Source organism: Buchananella sp. 14KM1171 (genome assembly GCF_041380365.1).
Classification (GTDB): Bacteria; Actinomycetota; Actinomycetes; order Actinomycetales; family Actinomycetaceae; genus Buchananella; species Buchananella felis.
Genome location: NZ_CP159981.1, coordinates 215,876 through 234,655 on the forward strand (window position 1 = coordinate 215,876; position 18,780 = coordinate 234,655).

Annotated in this window: 12 protein-coding genes; 3 read left to right on the forward strand and 9 right to left on the reverse strand. The window is 70.1% G+C overall.

The window, feature by feature from the left end:
- Positions 1 to 144: 144 nt before the first annotated feature.
- Both rpsD and ABYF38_RS00870 read right to left on the reverse strand, forming a co-directional pair.
- A complete protein-coding gene (rpsD, locus tag ABYF38_RS00865) occupies positions 145 to 768 on the reverse strand; it encodes a 30S ribosomal protein S4 (RefSeq protein ID WP_371152246.1) in 624 nt (207 codons plus the stop codon).
- 178 nt (positions 769 to 946) lie between these two features.
- Positions 947 to 2,344 carry a replication-associated recombination protein A gene (locus ABYF38_RS00870; RefSeq protein WP_371152247.1) on the reverse strand — a complete coding sequence of 466 codons (1,398 nt, stop codon included), beginning with the start codon at positions 2,342 to 2,344 and terminating at the stop codon, positions 947 to 949.
- A gap of 196 nt (positions 2,345 to 2,540) precedes the next feature.
- On the opposite strand from ABYF38_RS00870, the gene ABYF38_RS00875 reads away from it, so the two are divergent.
- Positions 2,541 to 4,871, forward strand: coding sequence for an MMPL family transporter (locus tag ABYF38_RS00875; RefSeq protein ID WP_371152248.1), 2,331 nt, complete (start codon positions 2,541 to 2,543; stop codon positions 4,869 to 4,871).
- 363 nt (positions 4,872 to 5,234) lie between these two features.
- A complete protein-coding gene (locus ABYF38_RS00880) occupies positions 5,235 to 6,239 on the forward strand; it encodes a cell wall-binding repeat-containing protein (RefSeq protein WP_371152249.1) in 1,005 nt (334 codons plus the stop codon).
- Positions 6,240 to 6,406: 167 nt separating this feature from the next.
- Here ABYF38_RS00880 and ABYF38_RS00885 read toward each other — a convergent pair whose 3' ends face one another.
- Together ABYF38_RS00885 and aspS are read right to left on the reverse strand one after the other, a co-directional pair.
- On the reverse strand, positions 6,407 to 7,024 hold the full coding sequence (locus tag ABYF38_RS00885) for an L-threonylcarbamoyladenylate synthase (protein ID WP_371152250.1): 618 nt from the start codon (positions 7,022 to 7,024) through the stop codon (positions 6,407 to 6,409).
- A 149-nt stretch (positions 7,025 to 7,173) separates the two neighbouring features.
- Positions 7,174 to 8,964, reverse strand: a complete 1,791-nt coding sequence (gene aspS, locus ABYF38_RS00890; protein ID WP_371152251.1) for an aspartate--tRNA ligase — start codon at positions 8,962 to 8,964, stop codon at positions 7,174 to 7,176.
- 181 nt (positions 8,965 to 9,145) lie between these two features.
- Between aspS and ABYF38_RS00895 the strand changes: the two genes are divergently transcribed.
- The gene (locus ABYF38_RS00895; protein ID WP_371152252.1) at positions 9,146 to 11,854 is read left to right on the forward strand and encodes a DEAD/DEAH box helicase; all 2,709 of its coding nucleotides are present in this window, start codon (positions 9,146 to 9,148) and stop codon (positions 11,852 to 11,854) included.
- A gap of 179 nt (positions 11,855 to 12,033) precedes the next feature.
- Here ABYF38_RS00895 and ABYF38_RS00900 read toward each other — a convergent pair whose 3' ends face one another.
- From ABYF38_RS00900 to ABYF38_RS00920, 5 genes are all read right to left on the reverse strand, one after another.
- Entirely contained in the window at positions 12,034 to 12,732 is a 699-nt protein-coding gene (locus ABYF38_RS00900; RefSeq protein ID WP_371152253.1) for a hypothetical protein, read from the reverse strand.
- 110 nt (positions 12,733 to 12,842) lie between these two features.
- Positions 12,843 to 14,432: a dynamin family protein gene (locus ABYF38_RS00905; RefSeq protein WP_371152254.1), complete on the reverse strand. Its 1,590-nt coding sequence runs from the start codon at positions 14,430 to 14,432 to the stop codon at positions 12,843 to 12,845.
- Positions 14,429 to 16,246, reverse strand: coding sequence for a dynamin family protein (locus tag ABYF38_RS00910; RefSeq protein ID WP_371152255.1), 1,818 nt, complete (start codon positions 16,244 to 16,246; stop codon positions 14,429 to 14,431). The genes ABYF38_RS00905 and ABYF38_RS00910 overlap by 4 nt, the downstream gene beginning before the upstream one ends.
- On the reverse strand, positions 16,239 to 17,591 hold the full coding sequence (gene hisS / locus ABYF38_RS00915) for a histidine--tRNA ligase (protein ID WP_371152256.1): 1,353 nt from the start codon (positions 17,589 to 17,591) through the stop codon (positions 16,239 to 16,241). Before hisS ends, ABYF38_RS00910 begins: the two co-directional genes overlap by 8 nt.
- Before the next feature lie 349 nt (positions 17,592 to 17,940).
- Positions 17,941 to 18,666, reverse strand: coding sequence for an MBL fold metallo-hydrolase (locus tag ABYF38_RS00920; RefSeq protein ID WP_371152257.1), 726 nt, complete (start codon positions 18,664 to 18,666; stop codon positions 17,941 to 17,943).
- Positions 18,667 to 18,780 lie beyond the last annotated feature (114 nt).

Below are 18,780 nucleotides of genomic sequence, written 5' to 3' on the forward strand. Positions count from 1 at the left end.
TGCTGGAACACTTTAGCGGGAATGCGGGGCTAGTTATTCCCGCGCCAGCGGCGCTTGATTGGGGTGGACGACGTTGCCGTCCGGCCTGCAAAACCGCGGCCCCGGCTGCGAAGAGAGCAGTCCGGGGCCGCGGCGAGGCGTGGATCAGCGAGAGTAGTACTCGACGACCAGCTGAACGTCACAGGTGACGGGGACCTCGTCGCGCTTGGGGCGGCGAACCAGCTCGAAGCGCAGCTTCTCCAGCTCGACCTTCATGTAGTCCGGCACGGCGGGCAGCACGTCGCGGTGCGCACCGGCGGCGGCAACCTGGAAGGGAACCATGGTCTGGGACTTCGGCTTGACCTGGACGGTCTGGCCCGGCTTCACGCGGAAGGAGGGGCGGTCCACGATCTTGCCGTCGACCAGGATGTGGCGGTGCACAACGACCTGGCGGGCCTGGGCGATGGTGCGGGCGAAGCCGGCGCGCAGCACCAGGGCGTCCAGACGCATCTCCAGCAGCTCGACCAGGGCCTCACCGGTCAGACCGGACTCACGCTTGGCCTCGGCGAAGACGCGACGCAGCTGGGCCTCGCGGATGCCGTACTGGGCGCGCAGACGCTGCTTCTCCTTCAGACGCACCGCGTAGTCGGAGTCCTGCTTGCGGTGGGCACGACCGTGCTCACCGGGGCCGTAGGGGCGCTTGTCGAAGTAGCGCTGAGCCTTGGGGGTCAGGGCGAGGCCGAGGGAGCGCGAGAGGCGCACCGTGCGGCGAGAGCGGCTACCAGCCATGTCTCTTCTCTTTTCTGTCGTGTTTCAACGTCATCCCGGCTTAGCCGGGACGGGGCCAACCATGCGGCTAAGACCCCAGGAGTCGCGTTAAGCAACCGCAGCAGGTTACCAGGCGGGCGCGGCCCGCAGCCAGCCACCGGGCCGCGCGGCGGGCGTGAGTCGCGTTACGTCGCGGCGTCTACTTTGGTTCGGCGTGCCCGCCGGACAGGATCTCGCGCAGCCTGGGCAGGCGGGCGGCAACGTCGGCCTCCCGTCCCCGCGTGGTCGGCTCGTAGTAGCGGGCGCCGGCCAGCTCGTCAGGCAGGTACTGCTGGGCCACCACGCCGTGCGGGGCGTCGTGGGCGTAAAGGTACTCGCCGCGCCCGGCCAGTCCCGCGGCGGCCGGCACGGTGTTGCGCAAGTGGATCGGCACGGGGCCCACCTTGCCGGCCTCCACGTCGGCGATGGCGGCGTTGATGGCGGCGTAGGCGCGGTTGGACTTGGGGGCGGTGGCCACGTGCACCACCGCCTGGGCCAGGGCGATGCGGCACTCCGGCATGCCCACCAGCTGCACCGTCTGGGCGGCGGCCACCGCTACCTGCAGCGCGGTCGGGTCGGCCATGCCCACCTCCTCGCTGGCCGCGATCACGACGCGGCGGGCGATGAAGCGCGGGTCCTCCCCGCCCACCAGCATGCGGGCCAGGTAGTGCAGGGCGGCGTCCACGTCGCTGCCGCGCATGGACTTGATGAAGGCGCTGGCCACGTCGTAGTGCGCGTCACCGCGGTCGTACTGGGCCAGGGCAGTCTCTAGTACCTCTTCGATGTCCGGCAGGGTCAGTGAGTGGCCCTGGCCGTGGCGGTCCATGGCTGAGCCGGCAGCGGCCTCCAGCACCGTCAGGGCACGCCGGGCATCCCCGCCGCTCAGCCGCACGATCGCGTCGCGCGCCTCGGTGGGCAGTTCCACCTGCCCGGCCAGGCCGCGCTCGCTGGCCACCGCGCGGTCAAGCAGCGTGGCGATCGCCTCCTCGTTGAGCGGGCGCAGGGTCAGCAGGATGGAGCGGGACAGCAGCGGGGTAATGACGGAAAAACTGGGGTTCTCCGTGGTGGCCGCAATCAGCGTCACCCAGCGGTTTTCCACACTGGGAAGCAGGGCGTCCTGCTGGGACTTGGAGAAGCGGTGTACCTCGTCGACGAACAGCACCGTTTCCTGGCCGGTGGCCGCCAGGCGCTGCCGGGCGGCCTTGACCACGTCACGCAGGTCTTTCACGCCGTGCTGCACCGCGCTCAGCTCCACGAAGTGCCGCTCCCCCTGCGTGGCCGCCAAGTACGCCAGGGTGGTCTTGCCAGTGCCCGGCGGGCCCCACAGGAATACCGAGGTGGGCATCGCCCTACTGCCAGCGTCATCGCCCCGCACCGGGGTGGCCAAGCGCGCCAGCGGGGTGCCGGGAGCGGTCAGGTGAGGCTGCCCCACCACCTCCTCCAGGCGCGTGGGACGCATGCGCACGGCCAGCGGCGCCGACGGGTTAAACGCAGGCACTCCGCTGCCTGCGCCCACGCCTTGGCCCGGGGGCATCCCCGCTGTCTCGAAAAGGTCCACCCCCACAGGCTACTGGGAAAGGCCGCCCGCCTTCCGGTCCTCGACGTAAGGACGGCCTGGCAGGGCGTCGTCCATCAAAACCGCCTGGCCGCATCTGCGCTAAACGCCGCAGGATTTCCAGCCCGCGCCCCACCACCACCAAATCGACGGCCTCTATCAGCCCAATCTCTAAGAGTGCAGTGCAATACTGCCTAATATGTTCACGCGACTGGTCAAACTCTGCCTTCGTTTCCCCAAGCAGGTGGCGGGAACGTGGATCGTCCTGTTTGTCATTTCGCTGCTGGTTTCCACCGCCGGTGTGACGGGCAAGTCGATCTTCGACCTGCTGGGCAACGGCGAGACCGTGGATTCGGCCTCAAGGTCGCACCAAGGCAAGGTGATCTTGGAGGAGTTACGCGGGAGCCAAGAGCCGGTCACGGCGCTGGTCACCGGGGTGAACCTGAACGTGCTCGCGCCCCAGGATGTCGCCGCCGCGCTTGCCGAGCAGACAAAAGAAATCAGTTCCCTGCCGGGCGTTTCCTCCGTGGTGAGTCCTTTTGTTTTGGAGGGAATGTTGGATAACCCGGTCGCGGCGGGCATGGTGGCCACCGACCGGCGGGGTTTCTTAGTGCTAGCTAATTTTGATCCGCACGCCCCGGCAGTAATGCGGGCAATTGAGTTGGAAGAGGCCAGCCTAGAAGATCAACGCAACGCCGTGAATTCGGCGATGGCCCAGCTGGGGCCGGCCCTCGCCGATGTGGCGCCGAACGCGAAGGTGGTGGTCAGCTCCGCGCCGATCATGTTCGACGAAGTGCTGGACCAGGTGAAGGCTGATCTGGTGACAGGTGAGGCGATCGCTTTCCCGGCCTCATTGCTGATCATGGTGTTGATCTTTGGCGGTTTCCTTGCCGCCGGTATGCCGCTGCTGGGCGCGGCCGCCTCCATAGTCAGCGCCCTGGGTGTGCTGTGGATAGTGGCCCACTTCCTTTCTATTGAGTCCTTTGTGCTGAACGTGGTCACCGTGCTGGGGCTGGGACTGTCCATCGACTACGGCATGCTCTACGTCTCGCGCTACCGGGAGGAGCTGGCTCGCTTGGCACCCGAGATCCTGGCCGCAGAGCAGGAGGCAGCCACCGACCCGCGCGGTCTGCAACTGCGGCGCGGCGGCCGGGGCAGGGGACGCAGGCATCCAGGCGAGGACCCGCTCATCGCCACCACGCTGACCAACACGATGATCGCCGCGGGGCGCACCGTCTTCTTCTCCGCGCTCACGGTGGCACTGTCCATCCTGGGCCTGGCCGTGATGCGGCCCGAAATGCTCAAGTCCATCTCCGCCGGCGCGATCACGGTGATCCTGCTGGCCCTAATCTCTTCCGTCACCCTGGTGCCTGCCGTGCTGGTGTTGCTGGGGCGGCGTCTACTCAAGCCCAGCGTGGTCACCCGCCTGCCGGTACTGCGGGCAATCACCGCGCGCCTGGCGGACGTCTCCACCGAGGAGGGCGTCTTCTCCCGCCTGGCCCGCTCGGTACACAAGCGGCCCTGGTGGTACCTGGTGGGTTCCCTGGCGGTCCTGGGGGCGATGCTGGTCCCGCTGCGATCCAGTCACCTGGTCTTCTCCACCGTGGAGCTGCTGCCGGCCCACTCCAGCCAGCGGGTGTTCCTTTCCCAGGTCGAGCAGCACTTCCCCGCCGCCGCGCAGCCGGACATCACGCTGCTTACTCAGGGCGGCCCGGAGGAGTCGAGCGCCTGGGTGGAGGGCACCATCGCGCACGTGGCGGGCGTGGCCGGCGTCTCCGCTCCCATGCCAATCGACGGTCACACCATGTACGCGATCGACGTTGACGGCGCGGCCAACTCCCCCACCGCCGATGCCGTGGTGCGAGCCATCTACCGCCTGGATTCGCCTACGCCAGTGTGGCTGGTGGGACAGGCCCCTGTGCAGGTTGACTTCTGGGACGCCCTCATGGACGGTCTGCCACTGTCCGTCTCCATCATCATGCTGGCCACCTTCGTGCTGCTCTTCCTGATGAGCGGCTCGCTCCTCATCCCGCTCAAGGCGCTGCTGGTCAACGCCATCTCCCTGTTCGCCTCTCTAGGCGTGAGTTCCTGGATCTTCACCAATGGGATCGGCGAATCGGTGCTGAACTACACCTCCACCGGCGGCCTGGAACTGATGGTGGTGGCCGTGAGCCTGGCCTTCGGTTTCGGCCTGGCCATGGACTACGAGGTCTTCTTGCTGGCCCGCATGAAGGAGTACTGGGACGCCGGCAAGAGCAACGACGAGGCCGTGGAGCTCGCCCTGCAACGCTCCGGCCGTATCGTCACCTCCGCCGCCCTCATCATCTGCGTGGTCTTCCTGGGATTTGTGGCCGGCGACCTCCTGGTCATCAAGCAGCTGGGCGTCACCCTCACCCTGATCGTGGCCATCGACGCCACCCTGGTGCGCATGATCCTGGTCCCGGCCACCATGACCCTGCTGGGCAAATGGAACTGGTGGGCCCCCGCCCCGCTGCGCCGCATCTACGAGCGCTTCTCCATCCAGCACTAGGCAAGCGGGCGCAAAGCGGGGCCGCCGCCGGTCTGCGTGATAGGCGGCGGCCCCTCTTCGTGCCACTGGTTTTGGTGGCCGACGCTCCGCCGGCGCCGCCCACTATGCGGGCCGCTGGTCCATCCGCCAGTGGCGGACGTATAACTACGCTGCGACAGTGCAACGTCTTTAGCCAAACGGAAAAGCGTCCCTACCCCCACCAACTAGGCGCACGAATCGGTTATCCTGCCCGCAATCCGCTCCAATCTCGCTGACCAACCAACAGAGCACCGTCGCTCAGAGGAAGTTGGCACGGGAAAGGAAACCAGCCCGAGGCTCACCGTTGCGGTGGCTGGCTGGATTAGTAACCCGACGGGAGGAAGAGTGAAGAAGGTTCTTGGTCTTGGTTTGGCCCTGGCGTTCGGTGTCGCTGGAATGACAACGGCGACCACAGCGCACGCGGCTTCGATGTGGCCCACTGTCGAAGCTCGCATCGCCGGGGCAGACCGGTACGAGACCGCCGCCAACGTCTCCAAGGAGATGGCACCCGACGGCGCCTCCGTGGTCCTCCTCGCCTCCGGCGAGGGCTTTGCCGACAGCCTGGGGGCCGGCGCCGCAGCAAAGTGGCTCGGCGCGCCAGTACTACTCACCCAGCGCGGCTCCCTGCCCAAGTCCTCAACCGCAGAACTCAAGCGTCTAAAGCCCACCGAGGTAATCATCGTGGGCGGCGAAGTCAGCGTGTCTGCAACCGTGGCTCAGGAGATCGACGCAGCGGTAGAAACGGTCAACCGCGTGGCCGGGCAAAACCGCTACGAGACCTCGGAAAAGCTAGTCCAGCTGATCCAAAAACGCCACCCCCTGCCCGCCGACGCCAACCTGGTAATCGCCTCCGGACACAACTTCCCCGACGCCCTGTCCGTCACCCCACTGGCAGCAGCCCGAAAGGCCCCACTGCTCCTGGTCGACGGTAAAGCCCCTGCCCTTTCCTCAGCGACAAAACAAATCGTTGACTCAATCAACCCCCAGCACATCTATATCGTTGGTGGCACCAACTCCGTCTCCACCAGAATCGAATCAACGCTCCCGGCAGACAAGGTTAAGCGGCTTGCAGGCAAAGACCGCTACGACACCTCCGCTGCCGTAATGCTGGAAATTGGCGTCACCGAGCGCGTCGTCATGGTCTCTGGTTACGCCTACCCTGACGCCCTCGTTGGTGGCGCCTACGCCGCCCACCGAGGCCTACCCCTACTGGCCGTAGACCCCACCTGCCTCGGCAACAAAACACGCGAAGCCATGAGAAAACTTGATGTAGACAAGCTCATCATTGTTGGTGGCCCCAGTTCGCTCCTTGACCTAATAGCGATTGGAAGGATGTGCGTAATGCCGTAACAGCAGTGGGGCCAGGAAGCGTCGCTTCCTGGCCCCACTCGGCTTCACAATACCTAGCCAAACAGTGGGAAGCTCGCGCCCGTGTGCGAGCAGTAGCTTGGCTAGCCGACGCTCCGCCGGCGCCGCCCACTAACTAGGCCGGGCGGCGCGGCGGCGACGTCGGGCATTCAGAGCATGTCCACCGGGCCGGCGCCCTCGCGCACCACCACGGGCGCGCCCTCCAGCAGCTCGATCACGGTGGTAGGGGCGGTGGACTCCACCGGGCCCTCCACCACCACGTCGACCAGGTGGCCGATCTCGTCGCGCACCACCCAGCCCTCGCTGAGCGGCTCCTCCTGGCCCGGCAACAACAGGGTGGAGGACAGCACCGGCTCACCCAGGGCGGCCACGATCGCCTGGGTGATCTTGTGGTCGGGGATGCGGATGCCCACAGTGTGCTTCTTCGGGTTCAGGCTCATGCGCGGCACCTCCTTGGTGCCCACCAGGATGAAGGTGTAGGGCCCAGGCGTGAGCGACTTGATGAGGCGGAACTCGGAGTTGCCGACGATCACGAACGGCCCCACCTGCGCAAAGGACTGCGCCACCAGCGTGAAGTTGTGCTTCTCCCCCAGCTGGCGAATGGACCGGATTCGGTCCAGGCCCTCCTTGTTGCCCATGGTGCAGGCCAGGGCATAGCCGGAGTCAGTGGGGTAGGCGATCAGTCCGCCGCGCCGCAGGGTGTCGACCACCTTGTCGACCAGACGCGACTGGGGGTTGTCCGGGTGAATCTCCAGGTAAGCAGTCATGGGAACAATTGTGGCCCCCACCTCGTGGTGGGGGCCACAACTTAGCGCAACCTGTTGATCACGCCGGGGCGGTATCCGCGCGGCCGGGCGGGGCGTCGTCCCCGTGGCTAGTGCCTCACCGGGGCAGGGCCTGCCGGCCCGCGTCGGCGCTACTCGCCCTGCTTGGCCTTATCCGCGCCCTGCTCGGACTTCGGCTTGGCGTCCACGCCCGCCTCCTTGCGCTGCTGCGCGGTGATCGGGGCCGGGGCCTGGGTGAGCGGGTCAAAGCCACCGCCGGACTTCGGGAAGGCGATCACGTCACGGATGGACTCTGCCTTGGTCAGCAGGGAGACGATGCGGTCCCAACCGAAGGCGATGCCGCCGTGCGGCGGGGCGCCGTACTTGAAGGCGTCCAGCAGGAAGCCGAACTTCTCCTGGGCCTCCTCCGGGCCGATGCCCATGACGTTGAAGACGCGCTCCTGCACGTCACGGCGGTGGATACGGATGGAGCCGCCACCGATCTCGTTGCCGTTGCAGACGATGTCGTAGGCGTAGGCCAGCGCCTCGCCCGGGTTTTCCTCGAAGTTGTCGATCCACTCCGGGGTCGGGGAGGTGAAGGCGTGGTGCACGGCGGTCCAGGCGGAGGAGCCCAGGTCAACGTCGTCGTCCTGGCCGGAGGGCTTGAACAGCGGGGCGTCCACCACCCACACGAAGGACCAGGCGTCCTCGTCGATCAATCCGGTGCGCTTGCCGATCTCCAGGCGGGCCGCGCCCAGCAGGGCGCGGGCGGAGTCCACGTCGCCGGCGGCGAAGAAGATGCAGTCGCCCGGCTTGGCGCCGGTGGCCGCGGCCAGGCCCTCGCGCTCGGCGTCGGTGATGTTCTTGGCCACGGGGCCGCCCAGGGTACCGTCCTCGGCGATGGTGACGTAGGCCAGGCCCTTGGCGCCGCGCTGCTTGGCCCACTCCTGCCAGGCGTCGAAGGTGCGGCGCGGCTGGGAGGCGCCACCAGGCATGACCACGGCGCCCACGTGCGCGGATTGGAACACGCGGAAGGGGGTGTCCTTGAAGTACTCGGTCAGGTCCACCAGCTCCAGCCCGAAGCGCAGGTCGGGCTTGTCGGTGCCGTACTTCTCCATCGCGTGGCGGTAGGTCATGCGCGGGATGTCACCGATCTCGACGTCGATGAGCTTCCACACGGCGCGCAGCACGTCCTCGGCCACCGCGATCACGTCGTCCTGCTCCACGAAGGACATCTCGATGTCCAGCTGGGTGAACTCGGGCTGACGGTCGGCGCGGAAGTCCTCGTCGCGGTAGCAGCGGGCGATCTGGTAGTAGCGCTCCATGCCGGCCACCATGAGCAGCTGCTTGAACAGCTGCGGGGACTGCGGCAGGGCGTACCAGGATCCCGGGGATAGGCGCGCGGGCACCAGGAAGTCGCGGGCGCCCTCTGGGGTGGAGCGGGTCAGCGTGGGGGTCTCGATCTCCACGAACTTGTGGGAGTCCAGCACGGCGCGGGCGGCCTTGGACACGTCGGAGCGCAGGCGGATTGCGCGCTGCGGGGCGGCGCGGCGCAGGTCCAGGTAGCGGTAGCGCAGGCGGGCCTCCTCGCCCACGGCGCCGGCGTCCTCGGCGTGAATGGAGACCTGGAAGGGCAGCGGGGCGGCCGGGTTGAGCACCTCGACGTCGGTTGCCACCACCTCGATGTCGCCGGAGGGCAGGTTGGCGTTCGCGTTGCCCTCGGGGCGTAGACGCACCTCGCCGGTTACCTTCAGCACGTACTCGGCGCGCAGGTCGTGTGCCACCTCCTCCCGGATGACCACCTGGGCGATGCCGGAGGCGTCGCGCAGGTCGATGAAGGCGACACCGCCGTGGTCGCGGCGGCGGTCCACCCAGCCGGCCAGGGTGACGGTGGTGCCGGCGTCGGAGGCGCGCAGCAGGCCTGCGTCGTGAGTGCGAAGCATGAAGTTCCTTCTTTCTGCAGCCCGCGAGACGAGCGGGAGCAGGCCAAGTCTAGTCCGGCTCGCCGCCGCACCAATCGCCTCTGCGTGTGAAGTGTCACTGCCGGCGCCCAGCATTGGTTCAGCCCCAACCGCTAGGGTTGCTGAGTTAACGCGTTTTGCGCCCTATTTTGAGGATTCCCCCATGTCTAACGAAAACCCCAGGGACGAGTTTGCCCTGACCGAGACTGATGCCGGCCTGGTGCTTACCGAGGGCGAGTTGGACGACGCTGCCGCCGGCGCCGCTTTTGATGGTGGCGAGTTCGAGGATGGCGCGTTCGAGGACGGCGCGGAGGAATTCGGCTCCGAGGATTACGAGGACGAGGACTTCGATAGGGCTGACTTCGGGGGCGACGCCGAGGGCCTGGAGGCCGACGACTACGAGGGCGACGCCGAGGGCGAGGACACCGAGGAGGGCGACGACGCCGACGCCTCTGATGAGCCCACCGGCCCGACTTTCGCGGACCTGGGCCTGCCGACCGAGCTGCTGGACGCGATCACCGAGATGGGCTTTGTGCACCCCACCCCCATCCAGGCCCAGGCGATCCCGCCGCTGTTGGCGGGCCGGGACGTGGTGGGCGTGGCGCAGACCGGCACGGGCAAGACGGCCGCCTTCGGCCTGCCGCTGCTGGCCGATCTGACGGGCGCGAAGGCCGTGGAGGCTATCGTGTTGGCCCCGACCCGGGAACTGGCGATGCAGACGGCGGACGCGCTGGAGGACTTTTCTGCTTCCCTGCACAAGGCGCGCGTGCTGGCGGTTTACGGCGGCTCCTCCTACGAGCCGCAGCTGCGCGGCCTGCGCGCGGGTGCGAACGTGGTGGTGGGTACCCCGGGCCGCGTGATCGACCTAATCGAGCGCGGGGCGCTGAACCTGGACTCGGTGAAGTTCCTGGTGTTGGACGAGGCCGACGAGATGCTGCGCATGGGCTTTGCCGAGGACGTGGAGACTATCGCCTCGGGCATTCCGGCGGGCCGCCGCACCGCGTTGTTCAGCGCCACGATGCCGCCCGCGATCAAGCAGATAGCGGACACTCACCTAAGTAACCCGGTGCGGGTGGAGGTGGCCCGCCAGTCCTCCACTGTCTCCACGGTGGAGCAGGAGTACGCGGTGGTGCCTTTCCGACACAAGGTGGGGGCGCTGTCCCGCGTGCTGGCCACGTCTTCTGCGCGCGCCGCGATCGTGTTCGTGCGCACCAAGTCGGCTGCGGAGGAGGTGGCCCTGGAGCTGGGCACCCGCGGGATCACGGCGGCCGCGATCTCCGGTGATGTGCCGCAGCGCGAACGCGAGCGGATCGTGGAGCGCCTACGTGAGGGCACGCTGTCCGTGCTGGTGGCCACGGATGTTGCCGCCCGTGGTCTGGACGTGGAGCGCCTGGACCTGGTGGTGAACTTCGACGTGCCGCGTGAGGCGGAGGCATACGTGCACCGCATCGGCCGCACTGGGCGCGCCGGGCGCGAGGGCCGCGCGCTGACCTTCCTGACCCCGAAGGAGAAGTCGCGGCTGCGCCAGATTGAGCGCTTGACGGGCAGTGAGCTGACGGAGATCGCGCTGCCCACGCCGCGCGACGTCTCCCTGCACCGCGCGGCCACCCTGCTGGGGCGTCTGCGTGAGCGCGCCGCTAAGGGGCGCCTGGACATCTACCGCGAGGCGATCGCCGACCTGCTGGCCGGCACGCTTTCCTCCGGCGTTTTGGGGGACGACGTTGCCGCCGACGTTCCTGCCGAGGCGGGACCGGCGGCGCAGGGCCCGCTGGAGCTGGCCGACGTGGCTGCGGCCCTGCTGGCCCTGGCCATCGGCGACGAGGGCCCGGAGCGTGTGGAGCGCGGCGAGGGCAAGCGCCGGGTGCGCAAGGAAGAGGAGGTGGACGAGGACGGCGAGTTCATCGGGGCCCGCTTCGAGCCGGGCCGCGAGCCCGCGCGTCCCTCCCGTTCTGCGGCGGAGCGGGGCGGGCGCCGTTCCCGCCTGACCACCCGCTACCGCGTGGAGGTGGGCCACAAGGACAAGGCCGCCCCGGGCGCGATCGTGGGGGCCATCACTGGCGAGACCGGCCTGTCGGGTTCCGACGTGGGCAAGATCGACATCTTCCCGTCCTTCTCCCTGGTGGAGATCTCCGCTGACCTCTCCCCCGAGGCGCGCCGCCGCCTGCACAAGGCAGTGGTGGCCGGGCGCCAGCTGCGCCTGCGGGAGGACGACGGCCCGCGCGGCGGGGGCCGCTTTGGCCGCGCCGGGCGTTTCGAGCGTGACGGGCAGGAGCGCAGCGAGCGCCGCGAGGGCGGCGAGCGTTTCGAGACCGAGCGCCCCGGGCGCTTCGCGCGCGAGGACCGCGACGGTGAGCGCCGCGAGGGCGGCGAGCGTTTCGAGACCGAGCGCCCAGGCCGCGGCGACTTCAAGCGCGGCGGCGAGCGCGGCTCTCGCTTCTCCCGTGAGGAGGGCGGTTTCGAGGGCGGCAAGCGCGGTGGACGTTTCGAGCGCGACGGCCAGGAGCGCTCCTCCGAGCGCGCGGGCCGTTTCGAGCGTGGTTCGCGGGACTTCGAGCGCGGGGGCCGTTTCGAGCGCGACTTTAAGCGTGGCGGGGAGCGCGAGGAGCGCGGCTTCGAGGGACGCAAGGTGCGCTCGTTTGAGCGTTCCTTCGAGCACGGCGCGCGCCGAGGCCACAGCACCCGAGGTGGTTTCGACGGGCCCAAGCGCGGCTTTGAAGGGCCCAAGCGCAGCTTTGGGCGCCAGGAGCGTTCGGGCTGGGAGCCCCGCGAGGGCCGCTCTGGCTGGGAGTCTCGGGGCGAGGGCGGCAGGGGCTTTGGTGGCCGCGACCAGCGTGGCTTCCCGGGTGGGCGCGGCAAGAAGCGCGACTACTAGGCCTCAGCTTCCCCAAACCATCGGTGGGGGGCGGGCACTGCACGGCAGCGCCCGCCCCCCACCCGCGTCCTGATGCGCCGGGCCTTGTCCAAACCCCACGAGACTTGTCCTTAGCGTCTGCGCTAAGGACAAGTCTCGACGCCCATTGACAAGTTTCGGCGCCAGGCCTGGGAGAGGGGTCAGCCCAGCTGCCAGTAGTTGCTCATCGAGTCAAAGCGCAGCGCGAACAGGCGGGCCGGATCGAGCAACACGGGCTCGCCCTGCACGCGCACCGATAACCCCGCCAGCTGCTCGCGTAGCTCTCCTCCGGGCAGCTGCACCGGCGGCTCGGGCCGGTAGTAGGCCAGCGTGATGTGCGGGGTGAAGCTAGCGAAGGTGACGATCTCATCGAAGAGAGCGTGGGCTTGCATCAGCTTGCGATGCTCCGACTCGTCTGCCGGAGCGAGCCCGATGGCAATGCTCGTGTTGACCAGGTTGAACACTGCGGTGCAGGCGGTGTGGATCGGCCCCAACTCGCGCGCCCGCGCCACGAGCTGCTCCACGCGGGGCCGGCTGCTCTCCATCTGCGCCCTGATGCTTTCCAGTTCTGCCGAGGCGCGCAGGTCGTGCAGCGTGACGTGAGCTGTCGCGATCGGTATGGGCGCCGAGAGGGCCGGCGCGAACCTCGCGTAGAGGTCCCGCGTCACCTCGGCGACCAGCTCACTGCCGGCGTCGTCAAGGAAGTAGGCCACGGTGTCCCCGTGGAAGGGCCGGAACTCGCCCGTCGCCGGAGCCACCTTGCTCGACAGCGCAGGCGACAACCCGAGAGTCGGCTCGGGCGGCACGGAATCGAGCTGAAACGCGAGTATCCGCGCGGTGAAGTCGTCGTACGTCTCCATGTTGCTCCCCTAGAGATTGGAACACCGAGCTGCCAAATCGTGGCGCACCAGCAGGCGACGCCGGGCTGAGTCAGGACGAGCGCCGAGCCGGGAGGGCCACGCGGGCCCAGCTAGAGCGCGGCGGCCAGGTCCGCGCGGGCCCGGGCCAGCGCCTGGCGCCGCTCCAGGTGCGGCGCCAGGCGCCGCGCCACCTGCTTGTCCACCAGGTTGGCCAGGTCGGCCCGCACCCGCTCCTGCACGGCCTTGCCGTGCTTGCGCGCCCCGGTCCTCCCGGCCAGCGCACCCACGGCCCCGGTCACCGCCAGCAGCACCACGGAAACGGCCAGCAGCAGGGTCGGGGCGGGCAGTTCGCCCAGCCAGGTTCCAGAAGCCAGCGGACCGCCCAGTCCCAGCAGGTGCAGCGGGGCCTTGACGAGCGGCCAGCCCAGCGCCAGCGCGCCGGCCAGGCCGGCCAGCCACAGCAGGCTCACCGCCAGCAGGATGCCCCCGACCCAGGACAGCGCGCCGGTGAGCGCCCACCAGGTGCGCTTGGCCGGCGCGACGGTGGCGCCGCGCAGCACCTCCTCCGCGCTGTGGGAGAGGCGCTCGGCCCGCTCGGTCACCCCACTGGGGTGGACCAGGCCCGCCTCGAGAGCCTCCAGCTCCTCGGTCACCCCGCTCAGCAGCGGGCGGGCCGGCACCAGCGTCGCCTCGGTGGGCAGCACCTTCCCGCCCAGGCGGGCAAAGACGTTGTAGTGCCTGCCGGCCTCGCGCGCGTAGGCGCGCTGCCCCTGCTCCGCGGCGCTCGCAGCGCCGCAGCTCTCCACCAGGGCGTCGGTCAGGCGCCCCCAGTCCGGGGTGGGCGATTTTGCGGGGCAGGCCGCCAGTACCTGACCGCCCAGCTCCCGGGCGTCGGCCAGCAGCCGCGCCAAAGCGCTGTCCTTGGCGCGCGCCCGCGCCTCGAGTTCTTCGCGCAACCGGGCCAGTCCCCGCCCGCCGGTGGCGGAGGTGGGCAGCACGGACCAGCCGGCCGGCAGCAGCTCGCCCAGGTGGGCGGCCACTGCGGCAGCGTCGTGCGCCTCCAGCGTGTCGGTCTTGTTGAGCACCACGTGGGTGACGGCCTCGTGGCCGGCGTAGCGGGCGATCGCCTCGGTGTGCACGGCGGCGTCGGCGTACTTTTGCGGGTCCAGCACCCACAGCAGCACGTCGGCCAGCTCGGCCACGCGCAACGCCTCGTCGCGGTGCGCGGTGCTGGTGGAGTCCAGGTCCGGCAGGTCGATCAGCACCAGCCCCGGGGTAATGGCTGCCTGGCGCACAGCCTCGATCCCCAGCGAGCCCAGCAGGGGGCGCGCCTCTGCCGCGCTGGCCGGGCTCACCACCGCCAGGGGACGCGAGGTGGTGGGGCGCAGCACGGAAACCGGCGCCACCTCTGCCCCGGCCAGCGCGTTGATCAAGGAGGACTTCCCGGCCCCGGTCGCCCCCAGCACGGCCACCACGGTCAGCCCGGGGCCCATCGCGCGGCGCTGCCGCACCTTCGCATCCAGTTCCGCCAGGCGCGGCCAGAACGGCGCCAGCTTCGCGGCGTCCGCGCTCCGGATAGCCGCGCTGCGGGCGGCCCCACTCCCGTTCGCGCCGCCCGCTGCGGGCAGGCTGGCGTCGGCCCGCTCCAGTTCGGCCAGCGCCGCCAGGATGCGGCGCAAGGACTCATCGCGAGTGCTCATCGCTCCTCCTGCCAGTACTTCTCCACGGCGCGCTCGATCGGCTCGCTGGCCTCGGTGAGGAACTGGGTGGCGCGCTCCAGGAAGTCCTTCCGCGCGCTAGCGGCCAGGGAGCGCACGGCAGCGTCGCCGAAGATGCCCTCCAGGACGCGCTGCGCCACTGCGGCGGTGCCTCCCGCCACCAGCACCTCGCCGCCCAGCAGGCCGCCGGTGGAGGCAAAGACCAGGATCAGCAGGGCCGCGCCGGTGGCGTTCACCCCGAGGGCGGCCAGGCGGGCCGCGGCACGCTTGTCCCCCACCTGGGTGCCGATCATCTCCATGACGTGGCGCCGCCAGCCCTCCACCAGCTCCCGCGCGCGCGGCTCCAGCCCGGTGGCGGGCGCCACGCTCCGCGCCACGTGCTCGGCCAGTTCGGCGGTGACCGGCTCTGCCTCCCAGCGGCGCAGGCTCTCGCGGCGCACCGAGCGGGCGGTGCCGATCAGCGCGTCCACCAGCGCCGCGTCCAGCGCCCGCACCGCAGGGGTGGCGTCGCTGCGCCGCCACAGGGAGGTGACGCGGTCGCGGGCCCGGGACAGCCAGCCGTCCAGCTGCCGGAACACCGGGCTGGTTCCCACGAACTCGTGCCAGCGGGCCAGCACCTCGCCGCGCAGCACCTCGCCGCCGTCCAGGATGGCGGCGAACTCGCCTAGAGCCGTGGCCAGCTCCTCCTCCAGCACGGCACGAGCCTGGGCGTGGGTGCGTTCCTGTTTCTCGCCTTCCTCGCGCAGCGCGGGCAGGGCGGCCACCAGCTCCCCCACGGCCCCCCGCAGCGTCTGGCGTACCACGCCGGCCCGCAGGGCCTCGCTCTCCACCAGCCCCTGCAGCCACATGCGCAGCGAGGCGACGTCGGCGGCGGGCAGCAGCCCGTCCTCCAGCTCGCGTTCCGTCAGGGTGAACAGCGGGGCGTGGCCCAGTCCGGCCTGCTCCAGGCGCCCGGCGAGGTCTGCGCGCACCTGGGAGCCCGCCCCGATCGGAACGCGATCTAGGACCACCGCGATCACCACGTTGCGGGCGGCGGCCTGACGCAGGAACTCCCAGGGCACCTTGTCCGCGTACCTGGCGGCCGTGGTGACGAACACCCACAGGTCCGCCCCGGCCAGGAGCTGGTCGGCGGCCGCGCGGTTGCTGGCCACCACCGAATCGAAGTCGGGGGAATCGAGCAGCGCCAGGCCCGTGGGGAGCTCGTCGCACGCCACGGTCTCCACCAGGGGGGTGGCACCGGTCGACGTCGCTGCGTCCCGTCCGGTCCCGGCACCGGCCGGCGCAGCGTCGTCCCGTCCGGTCCCGACACCGGTCGGCGCAGCGTCGTCCCTGACCGGTCCAGAACCGGCGGGCGCACCGCCCGCCCCGGCGGCTGCGGCCACCACACCGGTGCCCGCCTCCCCCTGGGTGGCGCGCACCAGCTTCTCCAGGCCCGGGAAAAGGCGCTTGCCGGCGAACCAGTGCGCGTCCTCACTCGCGTGCACCAGCACCGGGCGGCGCGTGGTGGGGCGAAGCGCTGAGGCCGGAGAGATCTCGCGGCCCACCAGGGAGTTGAGCAGCGTGGACTTGCCGGCCCCGGTGGAGCCACCTATCACGGCGATCAGCGGCGCCTCCAGCTGCTCGAAGCGCGGCAGCAGGTAGTTGCGCAGCTGATCCAGGTAGTAGTCGCGGTCGCGGCGGGCCTGCGCGGCGCCGCGCGTGGGGTAAACCAGGCGGAGCCGAGCCAGGTCGCGCTCCACCTCGCGCAGCTGCCTCGCCTCGGCTGCGCCCTTTGGTTCCTCCACGTGTTTAGCCATTTGCCACCACGGTGGGCCACCAGTCCTGGGCCGGCGGCTCCCAGGTGCGCGGGTCGGCGGCCACCTGCTCGCCGGAGCGGATGTCCTTTACCTCGCCGGTGCCGGGGAACCACACGAACGGGATGCCGCGCCTGTCGGCGTGGCGGATCTGCTTGCCGAATTTCGCGGCGCTGGGCGAGACCTCGCAGGGGATGGCGCGCTTGCGCAGCTCGACCGCCACGGCGTCGGAGGCGGCGCGCTCGGCCTCGTCGGTCACCGCCACCAGCACGGCGGAGGGCACCTGGCGGGAGGCGCTGGCCAGGTCCGCGCTCAGCATGCGGGAGACCAGGCGGGAGACGCCGATGGACATGCCCACGCCCGGGTAGGTGCGCTTGCCGTCGCTGGCCAGGGAGTCGTAGCGGCCGCCGGAGCAGATCGAACCCAGCGACTCGTGCCCCACCAGGAAGGTCTCGTAGACGCTGCCGGTGTAGTAGTCCAGGCCACGGGCCACGGACAGGTCCGCGACCACCACGCCCGGGGCCCGCTCGCTGGCCGCAGCCAGCAGCTCCTCCAGCTCGGCCAGGCCCTGCTCCATCAGCTCGCTGACCACGCCGCCTGCCTTTTCCACCACGGCGCGAGCGGCGGCGCTGATCCCCTCGGTGCCCGTGATGCCGGCCAGCTCGATGGCGGCCTGCGCGGCGGCCGGGTTGACGTCGCCCAGCGCCTCCAGTTCGGCCTGCACGCCGGCCGGGCCGATCTTGGCCAGCTTGTCGATGGCGCGCAGCGCGCCCTCCACGTCCCTGATGCCCAGGGACTCGTAGGCGCCCTGCGCCGCCTTGCGGTTGTTGACGTGGATGGCGAACTCGCCGATGCCCAGCTTGGTGAGCGCGGCGGCCATGACCAGCGGGATCTCCACCTCGTGGTGGAAGGCCAGGGTGCCGTCGCCCACCACGTCGATGTCGGCCTGCGTGAACTCGCGGAAGCGGCCGTCCTGCGGGCGCTCGCCGCGCCAGACCTTCTGGATCTGGTAGCGCCGGAAGGGGAAGTGCAGGTGGCCGGCGTTCTCCACCACGTAGCGGGCAAAGGGCACCGTCAGGTCGAAGTGCAGGCCCAGGCGGTTGGGGTCGGTGCCGTCCTCGCCGCCCTCCGCACCCAGGTCCGCCAGGCGGGAGAGCAGGTAGACCTCCTTGGAGGTCTCGCCCTTGCGCAGCAGCTCCTTCAGGGGCTCCACCGCGCGCGTCTCGATCGAGGCGAATCCATGCAGCTCGAACTCGCGGCGAAGCGTGTCCAGCACGTGGTTCTCTACCACGCGACCGGCCGGGAGCCACTCGGGGAAACCAGAAAGAGATGCGGTGATTGCTGCCATGGCCGCAATTTTCCCACACGGGAGGCGCTTGGCCGCGCATGGCCCGCCCGGTTTGCGCAATTGCCGCCCGCCTGGTTTGCGCGGAGTTGGCCGACGTCCCTCCCGCCGCCCCTTATCGCCTCGCCCGCCGTGCTACCGGCCGCCTCCCGCCGCTGCGGGACTGGCCGGGATCGGCGGCGCGGCCGGTGGGCAGCGTCGTGCATCCTCGCCCCACAGAGGCGCGGCGGCGCGAGCGGCGCGGCCGGTGGGCGGCGTCGTGCATCCTCGCCCCACAGAGGTGCGGCGGCGCGAGCGGCGCGGCCGGTGGGCGACGCGGTCCCCCTGTGCCGAGAAGACCGAGCGGCGCGACTTAGCCGACGCGTGCGGCGTACTTCAGGTGCGGGTTGGTGGCCGCCTCGATGCGCATGCGGGTGAGCGGGCCGTGGCCGGGCAGCACCCAGGTCTGGGGGTTGATGACCTGCTGCAGGGTGCGCAGGGTGGAGAGCATCTGGCGCTCGTCGCTGCCGGGCAGGTCGGTGCGGCCCACGGAGCCGGCAAAGATCACGTCGCCACCGAAGGCGAACTCGGCCGGCCCGGCCAGCTCGGCGCCGTCGGGGGAGGAAAGGCCGGTGGGCTCCAGCTCGCCGGCCGAGAGCAGGAAGGTAGAGCCCTCGGAGTGGCCCGGCGCGGCCACGGCCACGAACGGCAGCCCGGCCAGCTGGCCGCCCCCGGCGAACCACTGCGCCGGGAACTCCACCAGATTGGCGGGCTTCTGCCAGGGCGCTCCGGCCTGCTGGGTGAAGATGCCGGCCAGGGGGCCCAGCAGCGCGTCGGGGTCCTCCATGCGGTACATGTCGGGGCCGGGCACGTAGACCGGCTTGTCCCCCGCCACTGCGGCGCAGTCCCAGACGTGGTCGGGGTGGCCGTGGGTGGCGATGAGCGCCTCCAAGGTGAGCTCCAGCCGCTCCAGCTCGGCGGCGACGGGGGCGGCCGTGTGCGCGCCCGGGTCGATCACCACGGCGCTGCCGCCGCGCCCGGTGGCGTAGATGAAGCAGTTGGCGCCGAACACCGGCGAGACGATTCTGGAGAGCAGCATGGCTAGAAGGTTACTCGGATGTGACCTATGGGGCGCAAAAGTTCCCTAGACTCTTGTCTCGATACGCGCACACGGCCGCCTGGCCGTGCCACGGCGGGACCTACCCGCCCAACC

Bases quoted from the DNA above. Each gene is read 5' to 3' on its own strand.
- ABYF38_RS00900 (WP_371152253.1), bottom strand. From the start codon at position 12,732: ATGGAGACGTACGACGACTTCACCGCGCGGATACTCGCGTTTCAGCTC.
- hisS (WP_371152256.1), bottom strand. From the start codon at position 17,591: ATGGCAGCAATCACCGCATCTCTTTCTGGTTTCCCCGAGTGGCTCCCG.
- rpsD (WP_371152246.1), bottom strand. From the start codon at position 768: ATGGCTGGTAGCCGCTCTCGCCGCACGGTGCGCCTCTCGCGCTCCCTC.
- ABYF38_RS00905 (WP_371152254.1), bottom strand. From the start codon at position 14,432: ATGAGCACTCGCGATGAGTCCTTGCGCCGCATCCTGGCGGCGCTGGCC.
- ABYF38_RS00875 (WP_371152248.1), top strand. From the start codon at position 2,541: ATGTTCACGCGACTGGTCAAACTCTGCCTTCGTTTCCCCAAGCAGGTG.
- ABYF38_RS00895 (WP_371152252.1), top strand. From the start codon at position 9,146: ATGTCTAACGAAAACCCCAGGGACGAGTTTGCCCTGACCGAGACTGAT.
- ABYF38_RS00885 (WP_371152250.1), bottom strand. From the start codon at position 7,024: ATGACTGCTTACCTGGAGATTCACCCGGACAACCCCCAGTCGCGTCTG.
- ABYF38_RS00920 (WP_371152257.1), bottom strand. From the start codon at position 18,666: ATGCTGCTCTCCAGAATCGTCTCGCCGGTGTTCGGCGCCAACTGCTTC.
- aspS (WP_371152251.1), bottom strand. From the start codon at position 8,964: ATGCTTCGCACTCACGACGCAGGCCTGCTGCGCGCCTCCGACGCCGGC.
- ABYF38_RS00910 (WP_371152255.1), bottom strand. From the start codon at position 16,246: ATGGCTAAACACGTGGAGGAACCAAAGGGCGCAGCCGAGGCGAGGCAG.